Source organism: Cupriavidus gilardii (genome assembly GCF_017598945.1).
GTDB classification, from domain to species: domain Bacteria; phylum Pseudomonadota; class Gammaproteobacteria; order Burkholderiales; family Burkholderiaceae; genus Cupriavidus; species Cupriavidus gilardii_E.
This window is the reverse complement of the sequence record NZ_JAGFTW010000016.1, coordinates 30,186-46,376: the sequence shown is the minus strand read 5'-3', so window position 1 is coordinate 46,376 and position 16,191 is coordinate 30,186. Positions and strand designations below refer to the sequence as shown.

The following is a 16,191-nucleotide window of genomic DNA, read 5'->3' as shown; positions in this document are numbered from 1 at the left end:
ACTTTAGGGTGTGAAATTCTGACATATACAGAAAGAGGCGAATGATGAAACTCGACCAAGCCCATGCCGAAAGTGATGCGAGATCAACTCAAGAAAGGAAGAAGGCGGAGGACCTGAACGGCGCGACATCCGTCTTCCGCATTCCCAACATGGATTGCCGCAACGAAGAAGCGGCAATCCGTGCACGGCTTGCCAAATTGCCAGCGGTAGAGTCCCTTTCGTTCGACCTTCCCCAGCGCCGCCTCACCGTCCGGCATGGGCTACCGAACCCGGGGCCGTTGCTGGAGGCCCTCCATGAGATCGGCATGCAAGCATCGATGGAGGACGACGGCGAAGCCGCGGGCAACGCCGCTTGCGGATCCGCGTGCGCTGGATCCTGCGCCGGCAGCCAGAGCGCTGCGTTAGAAGAGTCAAAAGACACATTCACGATTCCAAACATGGATTGCCGCTCCGAAGAGGCGGCGATCCGCGCGCGGCTGGAGCCGTTGGCCGGCGTCCGGTCGCTCGAGTTCGACCTACCCGCACGCCAGCTGTCTGTCGTCCACACCTTGTCCTCGGTGGAACCCCTGCTGACGGCGTTGCAATCGATCGGCATGCAGGCAAGGCTGGGCGAAGACACAACTCCTCCGGGCGCGAATTGCGCAGCGACAACGGAGACTGCCTGCGGTCCCTGCGGCACGCCCCCCGTCTCCTTCGTCCCTGCAGCCACGGGCAATACCACGCAGTTCCTGATCACAAACATGGACTGCCCCACCGAGGAAGCTTTGATCCGCAAGCGCCTAGGCAAGGTGGAGGGCATCGAACGCCTCGACTTCGACCTGATGAATCGCCGACTGGAGGTGCAACACCGCCTGCCCGATCCGGCACCGGTCCTCGGCGCACTGCGCGAGATCGGCATGCATGCCACGGTCGAGCGCGAGGCAGGGGCAAGTTCCAAGGGACGAGCCACCTACTTGATCGAAAAGATGGACTGCCCGACCGAAGAGGCGCTGCTGCGCAAGGCGTTGGAAGGCATGCCGGGTGTCAGCAGCCTGCAGTTCAACCTGATGAGCCGGACCCTGACCGTCAGCCATTCGCTGAAGGACGAGGTGCCAATCACAGCGGCCATTGAGCGACTTGGCATGCAGCCGGTGCTGCGCGACCATAGTCGGCCTGCCCCCGCAGTCACGAGGGACTTTGGCACCGGCATTTCGAAGGCGGAGTGGCTGCGCATGGGGGCCGCCGGCGTGCTGGCGGTTGGCGCGGAAGTCCTCACATTCGCCGGGATGGGTGAATCGGCATGGCCGGTGGTGGCCGCGTCGCTGGCGGCCATTGCGTTGGGCGGTATCGAGACCCTGAAGAAAGGCTGGATCGCGCTGCGCACGCTGTCACTGAACATGAACCTCCTGATGACGATTGCCGTCATCGGTGCCGCTTTGATCGGCCAGTGGCCGGAAGCCGCCGTGGTGATCTGGCTGTTCGCCATCGCGGAGATGATCGAAGCGCTAAGCCTGGACCGGGCGCGCAACGCGATTCGCAAGCTGATGGACCTGGCGCCGGAAACCGCACTCGTCCGCCAGGACGACGGTCGCTGGCAAGAGGTCAAGGCCGAGACAGTGCCGCTTGGAGCCGTCGTGCGCGTTCGTCCCGGCGAACGTATCGCCTTGGATGGGGTCGTGGTGTCGGGCGCATCAGCCATCAACCAGGCGCCCATCACCGGCGAAAGCATGCCCGTGGAAAAGAACCCCGGCGACACGGTGTTCGCGGGCACGATCAATGAGCGCGGCACATTGGAATTCGAAGTGCACTCGCGCAAGGGAGAGACCACGCTCGACCGTATCGCGCGCTCGGTCCAGGAAGCCCAAGGCCAGCGCGCGCCGACGCAGCGTTTCGTTGATCGTTTCGCGAGCGTCTATACCCCCTCTGTCTTTGCGCTGGCGATCGCCATTGCCGTGATCCCGCCGCTGTTCTTTGGGGCGCCTTGGTTCGAATGGGTCTACAAGGCGCTGGTGATGCTGGTGATTGCTTGTCCCTGCGCCCTGGTGATCTCGACACCGGTGACGGTCGTCAGCGGCCTGGCTGCGGCCGCGCGGCGTGGCATCCTCGTCAAGGGTGGCCTGTACCTGGAGCAAGGGCGTCTGCTGCGCGCGGTGGCACTGGACAAGACTGGCACCCTTACGCACGGCCGCCCGGCGCTGACCGATACGGTACCGACGGGCGCGCTCTCGGAGACGGAAGTGCTGCGCATTGCCGCCAGCCTGGATGCGTTGTCCGAACATCCAGTGGCCACAGCTATCGTCAACGCCTACGGCGACAAGCCGCACGCCTCAGTGCAACGCTTCGAGGCTCTGGCTGGCCGTGGCGTCAAGGGCGACATCGACGGCCAGACCTACTACGTCGGCAACCACCGCCTGGCAAATGAGCTTGGCGTGGCCAGCGAGCAGGTCCGCAAGCTGCTGGAGAGCCTGGAAGCGCAGGCCAAGACAGCAGTGGTGCTTGCCACCGATAAGCAGGCACTGGGTGTCCTGGCAGTTGCCGACACGGTCCGGGACAGCAGCAAGCGTGCGGTAGCGGCGCTCAAGCAGTTGGGCGTAGAGCCGGTGATGCTTACCGGCGACAACCGCAAGACCGCGGAAGCGGTGGCCGCCCAGGTGGGCATCACCGACGCGCGCGGCGACCTGCTGCCGCACGACAAGTTGGCTGCGATCGCAGAGCTTGGCGCGAAGGCGCCGGTAGGCATGGTCGGGGATGGCGTCAACGATGCGCCCGCGCTGGCCAAATCGAACATCGGCTTTGCGATGGGCGCTGCTGGCACCGACACCGCGATCGAGACCGCCGACGTGGCGCTGATGCAGGACGACCTGCGCAAGCTGCCTGAGTTCATCAAGCTGTCGCGCCGGGTGGGTGGCGTGCTGAAGGCAAACATCGCCTTCGCGATCGGTACCAAGGCGGTCTTCATGGTGCTGGCCTTCACCGGCCATGCCAGCCTGTGGCTCGCGATTCTTGCCGACATGGGCGCAAGCCTGGCCGTGGTGTTCAACGGACTGCGCCTGCTGGGGACCAGCCCCTCCACTGAGAGTGACCACCATGCGGGCTGATCGCAGCATTGGCCTGGGTTTCGTATTGGCGGCCCTTATCGTGGCGATGGATATCGGGACGAAAGTAGCCATCGTGGCCTGGGTCGACTACGGTGCAAGCCTCGACTGGCTGCCCGTCCTCAACGTCGTGCATGTGCTGAACCGAGGTGCCGCCTTCAGTTTTCTGCACGGCGCGGGGGGCTGGCAGCGATATTTTTTCATTGGAATTGCCTTGGCGGCCTCCGCGTTCCTTGTGTACATGATTCGGCGTACTGGTACCACCGATACCGAGCGGATCAGCTACGGACTGATCTTGGGCGGCGCGTTGGCCAATATGATCGACCGGGTCGCACGCGGAGCGGTGGTCGACTGGATCGATCTTCATTGGGGTTCGTACCATTGGCCGGCCTTCAATGTGGCTGACATCGGCATCACACTCGGTGCTGCCTTGATCGTGTTCCATGAGCTCTTCGGCAGAATGCAGGCACGCCCAGCCCGCGGATGAACACGAAGCATCCGACAGGCAGCCGCTGCTGACCATCGGCCGCGGCTGGGCCATTTACATCGGACCGATAGAGGCCGGTCGGTTGCACCGACATCAAGCAGCTCAGTTGGCATGGAGCAAACAGGGGATGTTGCTCCTCGAAGGGGCCTGGGGCGGATTGCAGGCCCCGGGACATTTTCTTGCGGCCGGGGTGCCGCATCGTCTCGTAGCGGCCGGCCCGGTGCGCATGGTGTTTCTCGACCCGACCATGCACAGCGTTTGCCCTACTGGCCGTCGGCCCGCAGCCACGATGGCGCCGAGCCCCGTGCAGGCGGATATGCTGGAACATGAGCTGGACCGCTGGCTGCGAGGCGCAATGCCGTCTGAAACAGCGAATGTGTCACAACCTGCCACGGAGGCTTCGCGTTGGGCTGCGGTCCTCCAGTGGCTGGAAACGTCGCTGGAGGGACCCGTGCATGTCGCACATGCCGCCGACGCCGTAGGCCTGTCGTCCTCCCGTTTCATGCATTGGTTCGCGGAGGCGAGCGGACTGTCGTTCCGGGCGTACGTGCGTTGGTTGCGCCTGCAGCGTGCGGTGCGCACCCTCTCCGATGGTTGTACGCTCACCGAGGCTGCTCATCTCGCCGGCTTCGCCGACAGCGCGCACCTGACGCGCACCTTCGTGTCCACATTCGGAGTCCGGCCAGCGCCGCTGCGTGGCGCTCGGATTGTCTGTACGGCACAGTCCAAACCTCCATTCACACTGCACGGACTTGAATTTGTCGACACCATCCGGCATGGAGGGCGTCAGACAGGAGCCCAACAAAGGGGAAAAGCATGAAGATCGGCAAACTTGCTCAAACCGCCGGCACCACGGTGGAGACTATTCGCTTCTACGAGCATGAAGGCTTACTGCCGGCGCCGGCTCGTTCCTCTGGAAACTACCGACTCTACGCTTCCCAGCACCTTGAGCGGTTGGCGTTCATCCGCCATTGCCGCTCGTTGGACATGACCCTGAACGAGATTCGGTCCTTGCTGCGTCTCAAGGATGCGCCCCACGAGGACTGTGGAGAGGTCAACGTCCTGCTAGAAGGCCACATTCGACACGTGGCGCGCCGCATACAAGAGTTGATGGCATTGGAACGTGACCTGAAGCAATTGCGCAGTCAATGCGGTCTGTCGCGAGAGGCCAAGGACTGCGGCATTCTGGAGGGCCTTACGAAAACAGCCCATCAGACACCACAGCTGTTGGGAGAAGAGTAGGGACGCGGATCCCACGAAGGACTACAGGCAGATCCGCCTTCAGCGAACGCTTTCCTGTCGCCGGCGCTAAGCGGCATGTGCGCCACCCCAAACAGCGCAGGCGGAAGCGTTCCCGACGCGCAAGGCAGCCTCTGCCATAGCCCCGCAGAAAGGCACAGACTCCCAAGTGCGCCTCCCAAGCCGCCAAAACGTCTGCCGGGAAATGCATGCCTGCGACCAGACGCGACCAGCCAACAAGGTCCACGCCAGTTTGGGCTAGCCCCTTCTAGTGCTTCATCTAGCACTGTGTAGCTGCCATAGGGTCAAGGAAAACGCTACGCGTTTGCCGAACTTTTCTCCTGAAGTGCGGCGCGGGTGCTTTGTTCGTAGCAGGCGGCATATATGCGTGCAGCCTTGTCTTGACCCTGTAGCCACTACATGGTGTCAAATCGCACCGACATATCAGCTGACAGGCTGCCAATGAGAGGCGCTGGGCTAAAGGCGACCGGCCATATCATTGGGGCATGCCTCGGCACTGCTCTATAACCTGCCGAGCGCGGGATCCAAGCCGACCGATCCAATGTGCTGCAACATCTTCGATTTCACTACACTCGAGCCCATGAATTTCTGCATGCCAAACGCCACTCCGAGAAGTAACCGGTAACCGCCATACACTCACAAAAGGTACGGCTCCGTCGCTCATGCAAACGCCAACCCCACATCCGAAAACTCTGATAGCGGCGGCGCTGTCCGCCGCCATGCTGTGCGCGGTAGGACCGGTGCTAGCGCAGCCAGCGCGCATTGCCGTAGTCAATTCCGAACTTATTCTGCCGGACTCGTTGCCAGCCAAGCAGGCCCACAACAGGCTTGCACAGGAGTTTTCCACGCGCGACCGTGAACTGCAGGACATGGACCGGAAGACCAGGGCCTTGGCTGACAAGCTCGAGAAGGAAGCGGCCGTGCTCACAGATCTTGACCATCAGCGCCGCCAGCACGAAGTGGCCGAGCTGACCCACGAATTCCAGCGCAAGCAGCGTGGATTCCGAGAGGACTTGCAACAGCGCCGCAACGAGGAACTGAATCGCCCCGGGTTTTGCGGAGGCTCTCACTCTTGAGAGAATGCGAGCCATGAGCAAGAACAACGCAAACAAGTTTTCCCCGGAAGTGCGCGAGCGCGCCGTGCGCCTGGTGCAGGAGTCGCGCGGCGAGTACCCGTCGCTGTGGGTGGCGGTCGAGTCCATCGCGCCCAAGATCGGCTGCTCGGCGCAGACGCTGCTGACCTGGGTCAAGCGCCACGAAGTCGACAGCGGACAGCGCGAAGGCGTCACCACCAGCGAGCGAGAACGCATCAAGGAGTTGGAGCGGGAGAACCGAGAGCTGCGCCGCGCCAACGACATCCTGCGCACTGCCAGCGCTTTTTTCGCGCAGGCGGAGCTCGACCGCAAGCTGAAGTCGTAAACACCTACATCGACCGGCACCGGGAGGTTTACGGGGTCGAGCCGATCTGCAAGGTGTTGCAGGTTGCCTCGTCGGCCTATCGGCGCCATGCCGCACGGCTGCGTGATCCGTCACGGCGCAGCGACCGTGCGCGTCGTGATGAACGGCTCATGCCGCAAGTCCAGCGAGTGTGGCAGGAGAACCATCGCGTCTACGGCGCCGACAAGGTCTGGCGGCAACTGAACCGCGAGGGCGTGACGGTTGCCCGCTGCACGGTCGAGCGATTGATGCGCGCCCAGGGACTGCAAGGTGTGCGGCGCGGCAAGCGGCTGCGAACGACCATCGCTGACGACGCCGCCAGTCGCCCGGTGGATCGCGTCAACCTGAACCGCCCCGGGTTTCCCGGAGACTCCTTGGGTTGAGTCACGCCGACATGACGGACTCGTTGGGTTGCGAATAGTAGTTGGCTTCGGCTTCGGCCGGCGGGATATTACCGATCGGTTCAAGCAATCGGCGGTTGTTGAACCAGTCGACCCAATGGAGCGTGGCCCACTCGACTTCGTCGCGCGTGCGCCAGGATGACTTCCGATGGATCACCTCGGCCTTGTAGAGGCCGTTGATGGTCTCGGCCAGTGCGTTGTCGAACGAGTCGCCCACGCTGCCCACAGAGGGCTCCAGGCCCGCCTCGGCCAGCCGCTCGGTGTATCGGATCGACACGTACTGGACGCCTCGGTCGCTGTGGTGGATCAGGCGATCCGGGCCGACCGGCTTCCTCGCGTACAACGCCTGCTCGAGCGCGTCGAGCACGAAGTCCGTCTGCATCGAGCAGGAGGCCTTCCAGCCCACGATGCGACGGGCGAACACGTCGATGACGAAAGCGACGTAGACCCATCCTTGCCAAGTCGAGACGTACGTGAAGTCGCTGACCCACAGCGCGTTCGGCCGATCGGCCTTGAATTGCCGCTTCACGTGATCGAGCGGGCACGGCGCCTTCGGATCGCTCACCGTCGTGCGCACGGCCTTGCCTCGAACAACGCCCCTCAGCCCAAGCCGCTTCATCAGCCGCTGCACGGTACAGCGCGCAACGTCGACTCGCTCGCGCCGCAGCTGCCGCCAGACCTTGCGTACCCCGTAGACCTGGTAGTTGTCGTCCCACACGCGCTGCACCTCGGGTATCAGTATCTCGTCGGTCTTCACCCGCTGCGATCGCAGCTCCGGATCGGCCTGCCTGGCCGCATGCGCGTAGTACGTCGACGGGGCGATCTGCAGCACCTTGCAGATCGGCTCGACCCCGTGAACGTCTCGCTGCTCATCGACGAATCGCTTCATCGTTTGAAGGGGCGGTCGAGCTCCGCCTGGGCAAAATACGCCGACGCCTTGCGTAGGATCTCGTTGGCCTGGCGCAGCTCGCGCACCTCGCGTTCGAGCGCCCTGATGCGCTCCTTCTCGGCCGTCGTTACGCCGTCACGCTTGCCCGTGTCGCGCTCGTGCTGGCGAAGCCAGCCTCGCAGCGTCTCGGCCGTGCAGCCAACCTTGGCCGCCACCGACACGATCGCCGCCCACTGCGACTCGTACTCGTCTTGGTGCTCCAGCACCATCTTCACCGACCGTTCCCGGACTTCCGGGGAGAACTTGCTTGCTCTGCTCATAGCTCCATCTTCTCAAGGAATGGAGCCTCCAGATTTTCCGGGGCGGTTCACTGGCACGGGTGCAAGAGCGCGCCCAGCAGGCGATTCGCCAGCTTGCCGAGCAGCGCGGGTACGACCTTGTCATACAGGCAGTCTATGTGAATCCGCGCATTGACATCACTGAAGACGTCATGAAAGCGCTGGACGCCAGCAGCAAGTAGGAAACCTTCATGGGAGGTCGCAGCAGGCTGCGCGGAGATGCTTGGCCCCGCTCTGTAGGTAATTCATGTTCACTCACGCGATGTGACCCTTCAAGGCATAGAAGCATCATCCACTTTGTCTGACATGGTGCAATGCTGGGTTCATTCCATCGAGGCCGGCTGAGGTCCCTGCGGCACTGCCATCTCGCTCGTCCCTGCAGCCACGGGCAACACCACGCAGTTCCTGATCACCAACATGGACTGCCCCACCGAGGAAGCCCTGATTCGCAAGCGCCTGGGCAAGGTGGAGGGGATAGAACGACTCGACTTTGACCTGATGAACCGCCGGCTGGAGGTGCAATACCGTCTACCAAATCCGTTACGGCATGCATGCCACGGTCGAACGCGAGGCAGGGGCCTGATCTGTCCGATGAAACGGCCCCCCTCCTTCAGCGCCCCGAGAGAATGAGAGCCACCGCAAGCGTGTAGGCACCACAACGGTCGAAATCCCAGTCATCGCCATCCCAAAAGCCGACCGGTAGGATGCCGCGCATAGCCAACCGCGAACGTGATACGACCGAGCAGATACAAGCTCACCAGAATCGGCATCAGCCTAAGTTCGGCGCCATACAGCACTGTCGCAAGAATCAAATGCGCGCCTACCGCCAGTACGGTCTGTTCGAGCGAGTTCTGTAGCACCGCCACGCGCAGCTCAATAGCGGGACTAGGACGCGAAAACGCCGAGCCCTGGATATCGGCTTGCGATAAAAAGCGTCCCTTGCTTACGGCTCTCACGCAATCTGCTAACCATAGGAAAACAGGGAGATCGGCCTTGAGCGCAAACGCGACACGGTCGCCAATACCAAGCTGTCCATCGAGGCCGAACAGAGCGGGGGGAAGCCAGATATAACCCGCGCCAAGAACTACCGCGCAAACTAAGCAGGCAAGCATCGAATCGCGTACGATGCGACGTTGTTGCAGACTCCATGGCATGGTTGCACTCCTCGCCTGTTACCCCGGCACGACGATCCTTGGTACGTTAAGCAGCCCCCTTCAATAACCGGCTCGAAAGAGCCAAACTGCCGAGCGCTACTAACCAGCCCGCCAAGACGTCCGCCGGGAAGTGCATCCCTGTGGCCAAACGTGACCAGCCGACTAGCGCGACATAGGTAAGTAGAGCCGGTCGCCAGTGGGCGCGGACCATTGGCCATAACCCACCAGCAACCAGAGCGGCGTACGTGGAATGTCCACTCGGAAGACTGTAGTGCGTCTCAATTGAACCGATTGAATGCCACAGGTGACCGAACACGGCAGCCGGCCGCGGGAAATCGAAGAGAAACTTTGATGCTCCAACTACAGCAAATGCCATACCGAATGCGACTACAAATCGTGCCAAGTGAGCCTGTAGCTCCAACGAACGATCTACATCCGAGGTTGTTCTTGACCAGACCCAAAAGCCTCCCATGACAACAGGCGCGGTCCAATAGTTGCCCAATAGGTAGCTAAACAGCTTGGCCAAAGGCAAGAACATTGCCGGCGTGCCTTCATTGACCAGTAGGAAGATCTCTCGATTCCAGCCGCTCCAGTCGTAGAGAACAAGTGCCCAACTCATCGGATCACCATCCTCCGCCCCTCGCATCCCACCATACGGTAAGGACTCGCGATATGGGAGCGTTGGGTTCTATTGTTCGCAATCGTGCGAACGCCTGAAAGCCGAGGCGGAGGGTCGCCCGAAGTTGTGCGCACCTCACGTAAGCGCATTGCACCCTCCCGCATCTTGCACGCGGCTGCACTTGGCTCGACCCCATACGAGCAATCCGCCGGAAGTCCCCATCGGTTTGTGTTGCGCTGACTCAAAGTAGGTCGCCAGTATTGACTAACGTTGTTATTTCTACGCCCTCTAGCGGCTATAGAGTCAAGCGCGATTCCCCATACTTCCATCACCAAGATGGGTCGCTCGCGCAAACGATATGAATTACAATCATTCGCATTTGTCCGCGAAAACTGCCGCCCGCCCGGCGTGTTCCTCATGCAAGCCCTGCGCATCCTCTCCCTCGTTCTAGTCTCCTTGGCGCTATCCGTCTCGACGGCTTTGGCCGAGCCTCTATCCACGCAAGACAAGGCCAAGCAAGTCTGGCAATTGCTGGACTACCTTGCCGTTGACTATGGCGGTTCAGTCAACGATGGCCGCATCACCAATGAGGCTGAATATGCCGAGATGCAAGAGTTCGCGCAGACGGTCGCGCGACAGCTAGGCGAATTGCCGCCAGGACCCGCCTCCGAACAACTAGGCAAGGAAGCTGGCGCATTGCGTTTGTCCATCGCAGCGAAGGCCTCGCCAGAAACTGTCGCCGAACTGGCTCGGAAGTTGGCCAGCGGCGTCCTCACAGCCTATCCGGTTCCTATGGCACCAAGCAAGGCGCCTGATTTGCAGAACGGGGCGAAGCTCTATCAAAGCCATTGTGCGTCCTGCCACGGCGTATCCGGTAACGCGGACGGCCCCCTCGCAGCGAAACTCAACCCGCCCCCGATTGCGCTGGCCGACCACGCGCGCGCGCAGGAACGCAGCGTCTTTGCCTTGCAACAGATCATCACGCGCGGCGTGGAGGGAACATCGATGCCGGGCTTTGCCCATCTCTCCGAAGACGACCGATGGGCTCTGGCCTATTTTGCTTCGACGCTGTCTTATTCAGATACTGACCGCCAGGCGGGCGCCAAGCTTTGGACTGCTGAACCGGGGCTGCGCGCGGCGGTTCCCACGCTCGACAAGCTTAGCCAGACCTCGGAGGCGGCACTTGCTAAATTCGTGGGTGCACAGACCTCTCGTGATGGTCTTGCATACCTGCGAAGCTCACCGGACGTACTGGCCGCATCGACCACCGATAGTCTCTCAATCGCCAAGGAAAAGCTGAAGGAAAGTGTCACTGCGCTTGACAAGGGAGACACGCGGGCCGCATCGCAACTGGCTTTGTCCGCATATCTTGATGGGTTCGAACCAGTTGAGCCTGCGTTGGCTGCCAAGAACCAGGCTCTCTTCCTGGACATCGAGAAGACGATGGGACTCTATCGAAATGCCGTCGCGAATGGCCAGGCAGAGCGCGCGCATGACATCGCAGCGCAACTGCAGTCAAGGCTGGACGAGGCGCAGGAAGCGCTCGCAGGCGCCAATGACGCATTCTCGACCTTCCTTGGCGCCTTTACGATCCTGCTTCGTGAAGGGCTTGAAGCGCTGTTGGTAGTCGTAGCCATGCTGGCGTTCCTCAAGAAGGCCAATCGCACTGACGTCCTTCCCTACGTTCACGCGGGTTGGGTCACTGCGCTGGGAGCCGGTGGATTGACGTGGGCGGTAGCTACCTACGTCGTTGATCTGAGCGGCGCTAGTCGCGAAATGACCGAAGGCTTCTCCGCGGTCTTCGCGGCGGTCGTCCTACTCGGCGTCGGCATGTGGATGCACCAGAAGAGTCTGGCGGGACGCTGGCAATCGTACGTGAAGGAAAAGCTGTCGTCGGCATTGAACAGGAAATCGGCGTTTATGCTCTTCCTGCTATCGTTCGTCACGGTCTACCGGGAAGTATTTGAGACCGTGCTCTTCTACGCGGCCCTGTGGTCCGATGGCAACGGTGCCTACATGCTCGCGGGACTCGGTTGCGGTATTGCTGTGCTGGCAGTGATTGCGTTTCTGCTCCTGCGATCGACGGCGCGTTTGCCGATTCGACAATTTTTCGCGTTCAGCTCCGCCTTGGTTGGCGTGCTTGCCGTGGTCCTGATTGGCAAGGGCGTGGCGGCACTGCAGAAAGTTGGCCTGTTGCAAGTGACGCCGCTCTCTATGCCGCGTATCGATGTCTTGGGCGTTTACCCCTCTGTGCAAACCATTGCCGCGCAAGTGGCTATTCTCCTCATCATCGTTGCCAGCGTGACCTATAACTTGCGATCGCAACGTACCGCGAGGGTGTGAGCCCCTGTCAGGCGCGAAGCTTTGTTCGTCGACCATTTCAAAGTCAGCGATTTGGCCCAAATGTGGCGGACTTTTTGCGACTACCTTCCATTCGCGGCAGGATCGATGGACGGCATGGACATGTAGGGCTGCCAAGGATGTCACGCAACTGTCGTGCTGTGCGGGCTGAGAAAAAGCCAACCTTCTGGAACTCGGCGATCGCCAAGCTGGCCAATTGGAATGCCGCCCTCGACCTGTTCCGCGAGGACTACCGGGTGCCGCTGGTGCCCTCGGAGTCTGCGGCCTGCCTGGCGGTGTCAATCGAGCTGACCGCCCCAGCTTTGCTGTTGCTGGGACTGGCGACCCGCGCCGTGGCGATGCGACAAGGCAACGCGCGCTGTCGCTACGGCCCATCATCCGCAAACGTGGCATCGACAAAGGCCCGCAACTGCGTCAGGTCGGTCCTGGCATAGGCCGCCGTGGTCTGCACCGAGGCGTGGCCGAGCAGCGCCTGGGCGGCCGGCAGCGGCACCTGGTGGTCGACCACCAGTGTGCGCGCATAGGCATGGCGCAGCCAGTGCGGGGAGGCCGCGCGCAGTAAGAGCGCCTGCGCCGGCTCGCGCGCCTGCAGACCATCGGCCACGGCCGCAAAGATCGCCTTGACCTCCCGGTACAGGCCTGCCGACTGTAGCGCTTCGCCCTTGTTGCCGTGGATTACAGGCAGCGCCTCGTGCGCCGGCGGCTCGGACGGCAGGCCGCGTGCTTGTCGGTAGGCGCGCAATACCGTCACGCACGGCACCGGCAGCGGAATGGCCCGTGCCTTGCGCCCCTTGCCGCAGACATAGAGCGTCCACCGCCCGGGCGCCTCGGCCTCCAGGCGGGGCAGTGCGATCTCTGTCGACCAGGCCAGTTCCGCCAGGCGCACGCCGGCGTAACGATACAGCGCCCAAATCGCGCGCCGCCGCTGCGCCGCCAGCGTGTTGGTCGTGTTGGCGGCGGCAAACTCCGGCGCCTCAAGCCAGGCATCGCACGCGGCCAGCAGCGCTGGCGGGATCAGCCGCGTCGGCGCGAAGCCGGCCCGGGTGCGGCTGCCGGCGGACAGGCCCGCGGCCGGATTGGCATGCAAGTAGCCGGTGTCGTACCAGTAGCCGTAGAGGCTTGCCACCACCGCCAGCGCGCGCGTGCGGGTCGCTTCTGACAAGGGCGGCGCGGCGTCCTCCCTGCCGGTCTCCCCGTGCTGCAGCGCGTGCCGGTAGCCGAGCAACCGCTGGCGCGTGAGGTCCGAGAGCGGCCCAAGCTCGTGCGCGCCGCACCAGCGCATCAGGCGGCGCAGTTCGGCGCCATAGGCGCGCAACGTGTGGGGCGAGCGCCCGGTTCGGTCGCGCAGGAAGAGCGCCAGCGCCTGTGCATCGTCGGCGGCGCCGAGCGTGTTGGCCGCCGCGTGCGGCTGGGCGAAGCGGCCGGCGCGCGTGAGCCACGCGTGGTCAGCAGGGCCGTAAGCGGCCAGCCACGGGTTCGCCGCGACAGCTCCCCTCGCTTCCGCGGCGGTCGGCACCGTTGCTTCGCTCGCTAAGGCGGCGGTGGACCGGATGCGGCGCCGGTGCGTGTGCAGCAGCCGCGCGAGGACCGTCTCCGGGCGGGGCGCCAGATCCGCCGTCACCGTGCGCAGGCGCCCGCGCTCCCAGTATTCGACTGCCCCATCGTGCGCCAGCAGCAGCTTGAGCACGGTCGGCTGCGCGGCCTTGGCGTCGGCCAGCGAGCCATAGCGGCGCTTGACGCGCGCCAGCGTCCAGTGCGCGTAGACCGGGTGCCCGAGTGCCTCCGCCAGGTAGGCGAGGGCCGCCGCGACGGTGGCCGGCAGTGGGCGCGGCGGCACCGCGCCCGTATCGATCCAGTCGGCCGGCTTCATGACTGGGCGGTCCGCTTGGCGGCCGCCTTGCCCGTCGATCTGGGCACGCGCGTCTTGGCCGCTGGTGGCGCCGCGGCCAGGGTCGCACGCAGCAGCTCGTCGAGCTGGGCGCGCTGGCTGGCGGTGACGGCCTTGAGTGCGCTCGCCTCGCCCGCGGCGGTCTGGCGCGCGGCCCGCTCGCTGGCCAGGTCGGCGTCGAGTCGTGCGCGCTCGTCTTCCAGCGCGGCGATGCGCCGCTCGGCGAATTTGAGTTGGGAGGCCAGTTGCGCGCGCTCGGCCCGCACCGCGTCGCGCTGGTGCGCGGTTTCCTGCAGGAGCTGCTTCGACAGCGCCTCGTAGCGCGCCTGGGTGGTGGCGATCGCCTCGGTGTGGGTGCGCTCGCCCGCCGTGGCGCGCTCCTGGGCGGTCGCCAGCGCCGCCTCGAGCTCGCCCCGGCGTGCGGCTTGCTCATCGGCGCGCGCGCACGCCGCCGCCTGGGCGGCGCACGCTACGGCCAGCGCGGTGTCGCGCGCGGCGAGCTGGCCGCGCACCTCGCTCAGTTCGGCCCGCAGCAGCTCGACCCGCAGTTCGGCCTCGGCGCGGGCGGCCTCGGCGGTGTCGGCTGTGGCTTGCGCCTCGCGCTTCAGGCGCACCACGTCGTCGAGCTGCACCGCGACCGCGGCCTGCCACAGCGCGCGCATCGCTTCGGCGATCTCGACCGGAATCTCGGGCAGGGCGAGGTCGGCCAGGCCCGAGCGCACCACCTCGGCCTCGATCGCGTTGAGCGTACGCGACAGCGTTGCAGGGTCACCGCCGCCCAGGCGGTCACGCAGCTTGCGCACCGACACCACGCGGCGAAAGCGTGCGGCCGTGGGCGGCGCCGCGTCGCCGGCCTCGGTGAGCATGGCCAGCACGGTGGCGCGGATCTGGTCGGGGGTGGCGGCGAGGCGGGGCATGGCAGTTTCCGGAGGCGCATTTCAGCCTATCTTACGCACATACCTAACGTTAGAAAAGCCATTTATGTGTTGCTTGGGAAAACCAAAGACGGATAAATCTAGTTATCTTGCGGAAACAATGGCTTCCAGCCACAGGGCGCGCTTGGCCGCGCGGCGGGGGCGGTCAACGTTCCAAAACCAAGGGGAAAAGGACCAGTCAGCAAGTGACTGATTTGACTAGGGTTTTAGGGTGGGCATCACCCTGGAACCCGCATGGCTGCTACGGGTGGCTACCCCGGTAAATTGCGGCGAAATCAAGGGGACCCCTGATCCAGACATTCGTCTATTCGCTGGCCTGGCCGCATATCCAGTGGGCGGCGATGCTGGTAGTGCGGCTGCGCCCGGGTGCGGGTAACTAGTCGCTGGACGAACTGTAGGGGGCGAGCACTAACCGTCTCGCGCGGCGGCTTGCGAACCATAGGTCGGCCCGCGGCCGGAAAAATGCTTGACCTTCCCTGCCGTGGGAACGTCCATATTAACCATGGGGGACAGAAGCCCCTGCGGCGTGGCAGGACCAAGTCGGCAGAGAGCATCGGATTTTCCGCCGGAGGTTAGTCAAATGGGCGTTCCGGGGCGCACGTTGTATGAAGAGGTCTTTGCGGTGTTCGAAAGGGCATGCCAGGAAAGCGATTTCGAGCTGGCCGAGGACCTCCTGCTCGCCCTAGAAGCGATGGATCGCCGGCAGGAAGCTCATCGGCAACTCGACCGCGCCTACCTGCTGCTAGCCGATCTCTGAGAACGGGAGTCCCCCGACTTTGGTTTCTACCTGCTTGCCATCGGCTGGCCAATGCCCCTGGGGACAGCAGTGGTCCTCTTCCATGCCTTAGCGTGCAATATTTTCCGTTTTCTGAAGTGACCCCTTCTTTACGGAGTCCCGCGTATACCAGTCGTTCTTCTCGACAACCGGCTCTTTGCGATAGTGCCGCATGACCCGAAGAAAGCACTCGAGAGGCTGTTCTTCTTTCGTAACCATCGGGCCTAACGTCGTCGGAGACAATTGCACGTTCCGGCTAATTCGAGAAACATCGTCTATTTTGCAGAAAGCGGCCGCTAACCGATCGAGCGGGGGAGTATCCGAAGGTCTTGCGAGCGCCGAGGCAATTTCTTCCATGTGCGCCGGGCTGCAAGGAAACTCATGTCGATCGGACAGTGCGCTCACTTTGGCTTGCAGAGCCGGGTTCGTGCCCTCGTGAAGGTACGCAAACAGGTTGTAATCCAGGTAAATTCTCATGCGATGGAGTTTGCGTATTGTTAAGCGCGCTCATACGTTTGGGAAATGCTGGCCGAACCTGAAGTTGGCGCATTCGCGCTGCACGTGGCTTGGGAG

Annotated in this window: 13 protein-coding genes, 4 pseudogenes and 2 other annotated features; of the genes and pseudogenes, 11 read left to right on the top strand and 6 right to left on the bottom strand. The window is 63.2% G+C overall.

All coding sequences use genetic code 11. The features are described from left to right. The first annotated feature begins 41 nt into the window (after window positions 1–41). The 6 genes and pseudogenes from J5T34_RS07345 to J5T34_RS07320 form a co-directional block, all read left to right on the top strand. Complete coding sequence (locus J5T34_RS07345) at window positions 42–3,077, top strand: heavy metal translocating P-type ATPase (RefSeq protein ID WP_170265910.1); 3,036 nt, start codon at window positions 42–44, stop codon at window positions 3,075–3,077. Next, on the top strand, window positions 3,067–3,561 hold the full coding sequence (gene lspA, locus J5T34_RS07340; protein WP_053821794.1) for a signal peptidase II: 495 nt from the start codon (window positions 3,067–3,069) through the stop codon (window positions 3,559–3,561). Before J5T34_RS07345 ends, lspA begins: the two co-directional genes overlap by 11 nt. After that, entirely contained in the window at window positions 3,518–4,381 is an 864-nt protein-coding gene (locus J5T34_RS07335) for a helix-turn-helix transcriptional regulator (RefSeq protein WP_082371465.1), read from the top strand. The genes lspA and J5T34_RS07335 overlap by 44 nt, the downstream gene beginning before the upstream one ends. Further along, on the top strand, window positions 4,378–4,803 hold the full coding sequence (gene cadR / locus J5T34_RS07330) for a Cd(II)/Pb(II)-responsive transcriptional regulator (protein WP_053821795.1): 426 nt from the start codon (window positions 4,378–4,380) through the stop codon (window positions 4,801–4,803). The genes J5T34_RS07335 and cadR overlap by 4 nt, the downstream gene beginning before the upstream one ends. Window positions 4,804–5,483: 680 nt before the next feature. After that, window positions 5,484–5,861, top strand: a pseudogene (locus J5T34_RS07325) (OmpH family outer membrane protein); the annotation flags it as partial. Between the two features lie 40 nt (window positions 5,862–5,901). Continuing rightward, window positions 5,902–6,602: pseudogene (locus J5T34_RS07320) on the top strand (IS3-like element ISRme15 family transposase); the annotation flags it as partial. Further along, window positions 6,195–6,311: a sequence feature (AL1L pseudoknot), on the top strand. (Overlaps the previous pseudogene by 117 nt.) A 40-nt stretch (window positions 6,603–6,642) precedes the next feature. Here the strand turns inward: J5T34_RS07320 and J5T34_RS07315 are convergent. After that, a protein-coding gene (locus tag J5T34_RS07315) for an IS3 family transposase (RefSeq protein WP_109842673.1) occupies window positions 6,643–7,868 on the bottom strand; the annotation gives its coding sequence in 2 pieces (ribosomal slippage) (window positions 6,643–7,583 and window positions 7,583–7,868; 1,227 coding nt in all). Next, window positions 7,474–7,590 (bottom strand) — a sequence feature (AL1L pseudoknot). (Overlaps the previous gene by 117 nt.) Before the next feature lie 38 nt (window positions 7,869–7,906). Between J5T34_RS07315 and J5T34_RS07310 the strand changes: the two are divergent. Next, window positions 7,907–8,068 (top strand): annotated as a pseudogene (locus J5T34_RS07310) (OmpH family outer membrane protein); the annotation flags it as partial. A gap of 181 nt (window positions 8,069–8,249) precedes the next feature. Beyond that, window positions 8,250–8,516 carry a heavy-metal-associated domain-containing protein gene (locus J5T34_RS24105; RefSeq protein ID WP_338123553.1) on the top strand — a complete coding sequence of 89 codons (267 nt, stop codon included), beginning with the start codon at window positions 8,250–8,252 and terminating at the stop codon, window positions 8,514–8,516. A gap of 44 nt (window positions 8,517–8,560) precedes the next feature. Here J5T34_RS24105 and J5T34_RS07300 read toward each other — a convergent pair whose 3' ends face one another. Further along, window positions 8,561–9,040 (bottom strand): MAPEG family protein, encoded by a 480-nt coding sequence (locus J5T34_RS07300; protein ID WP_115737192.1) that lies wholly within the window; start codon window positions 9,038–9,040, stop codon window positions 8,561–8,563. A 46-nt stretch (window positions 9,041–9,086) separates the two neighbouring features. Beyond that, entirely contained in the window at window positions 9,087–9,659 is a 573-nt protein-coding gene (locus tag J5T34_RS07295) for a phosphatase PAP2 family protein (protein ID WP_115737191.1), read from the bottom strand. A gap of 417 nt (window positions 9,660–10,076) precedes the next feature. On the opposite strand from J5T34_RS07295, the gene J5T34_RS07290 reads away from it, so the two are divergent. Together J5T34_RS07290 and J5T34_RS23905 are read left to right on the top strand one after the other, a co-directional pair. Continuing rightward, window positions 10,077–12,002 (top strand): cytochrome c/FTR1 family iron permease, encoded by a 1,926-nt coding sequence (locus J5T34_RS07290; RefSeq protein WP_053823089.1) that lies wholly within the window; start codon window positions 10,077–10,079, stop codon window positions 12,000–12,002. Between the two features lie 182 nt (window positions 12,003–12,184). Beyond that, window positions 12,185–12,361: pseudogene (locus J5T34_RS23905) on the top strand (DoxX family membrane protein); the annotation flags it as partial. Between the two features lie 23 nt (window positions 12,362–12,384). On the opposite strand, the gene J5T34_RS07280 reads toward J5T34_RS23905, so the two are convergent. Both J5T34_RS07280 and J5T34_RS07275 read right to left on the bottom strand, forming a co-directional pair. Then, complete coding sequence (locus tag J5T34_RS07280; protein ID WP_004635319.1) at window positions 12,385–13,890, bottom strand: tyrosine-type recombinase/integrase; 1,506 nt, start codon at window positions 13,888–13,890, stop codon at window positions 12,385–12,387. After that, window positions 13,887–14,825 (bottom strand): DNA-binding protein, encoded by a 939-nt coding sequence (locus tag J5T34_RS07275; protein WP_004635320.1) that lies wholly within the window; start codon window positions 14,823–14,825, stop codon window positions 13,887–13,889. The genes J5T34_RS07280 and J5T34_RS07275 overlap by 4 nt, the downstream gene beginning before the upstream one ends. A 598-nt stretch (window positions 14,826–15,423) precedes the next feature. Between J5T34_RS07275 and J5T34_RS07270 the strand changes: the two genes are divergently transcribed. After that, complete coding sequence (locus tag J5T34_RS07270) at window positions 15,424–15,600, top strand: hypothetical protein (RefSeq protein WP_004635326.1); 177 nt, start codon at window positions 15,424–15,426, stop codon at window positions 15,598–15,600. Between the two features lie 87 nt (window positions 15,601–15,687). Here the strand turns inward: J5T34_RS07270 and J5T34_RS07265 are convergent, their stop codons facing one another. Beyond that, the gene (locus tag J5T34_RS07265; RefSeq protein ID WP_004635327.1) at window positions 15,688–16,095 is read right to left on the bottom strand and encodes a hypothetical protein; all 408 of its coding nucleotides are present in this window, start codon (window positions 16,093–16,095) and stop codon (window positions 15,688–15,690) included. Window positions 16,096–16,191: the final 96 nt, after the last annotated feature.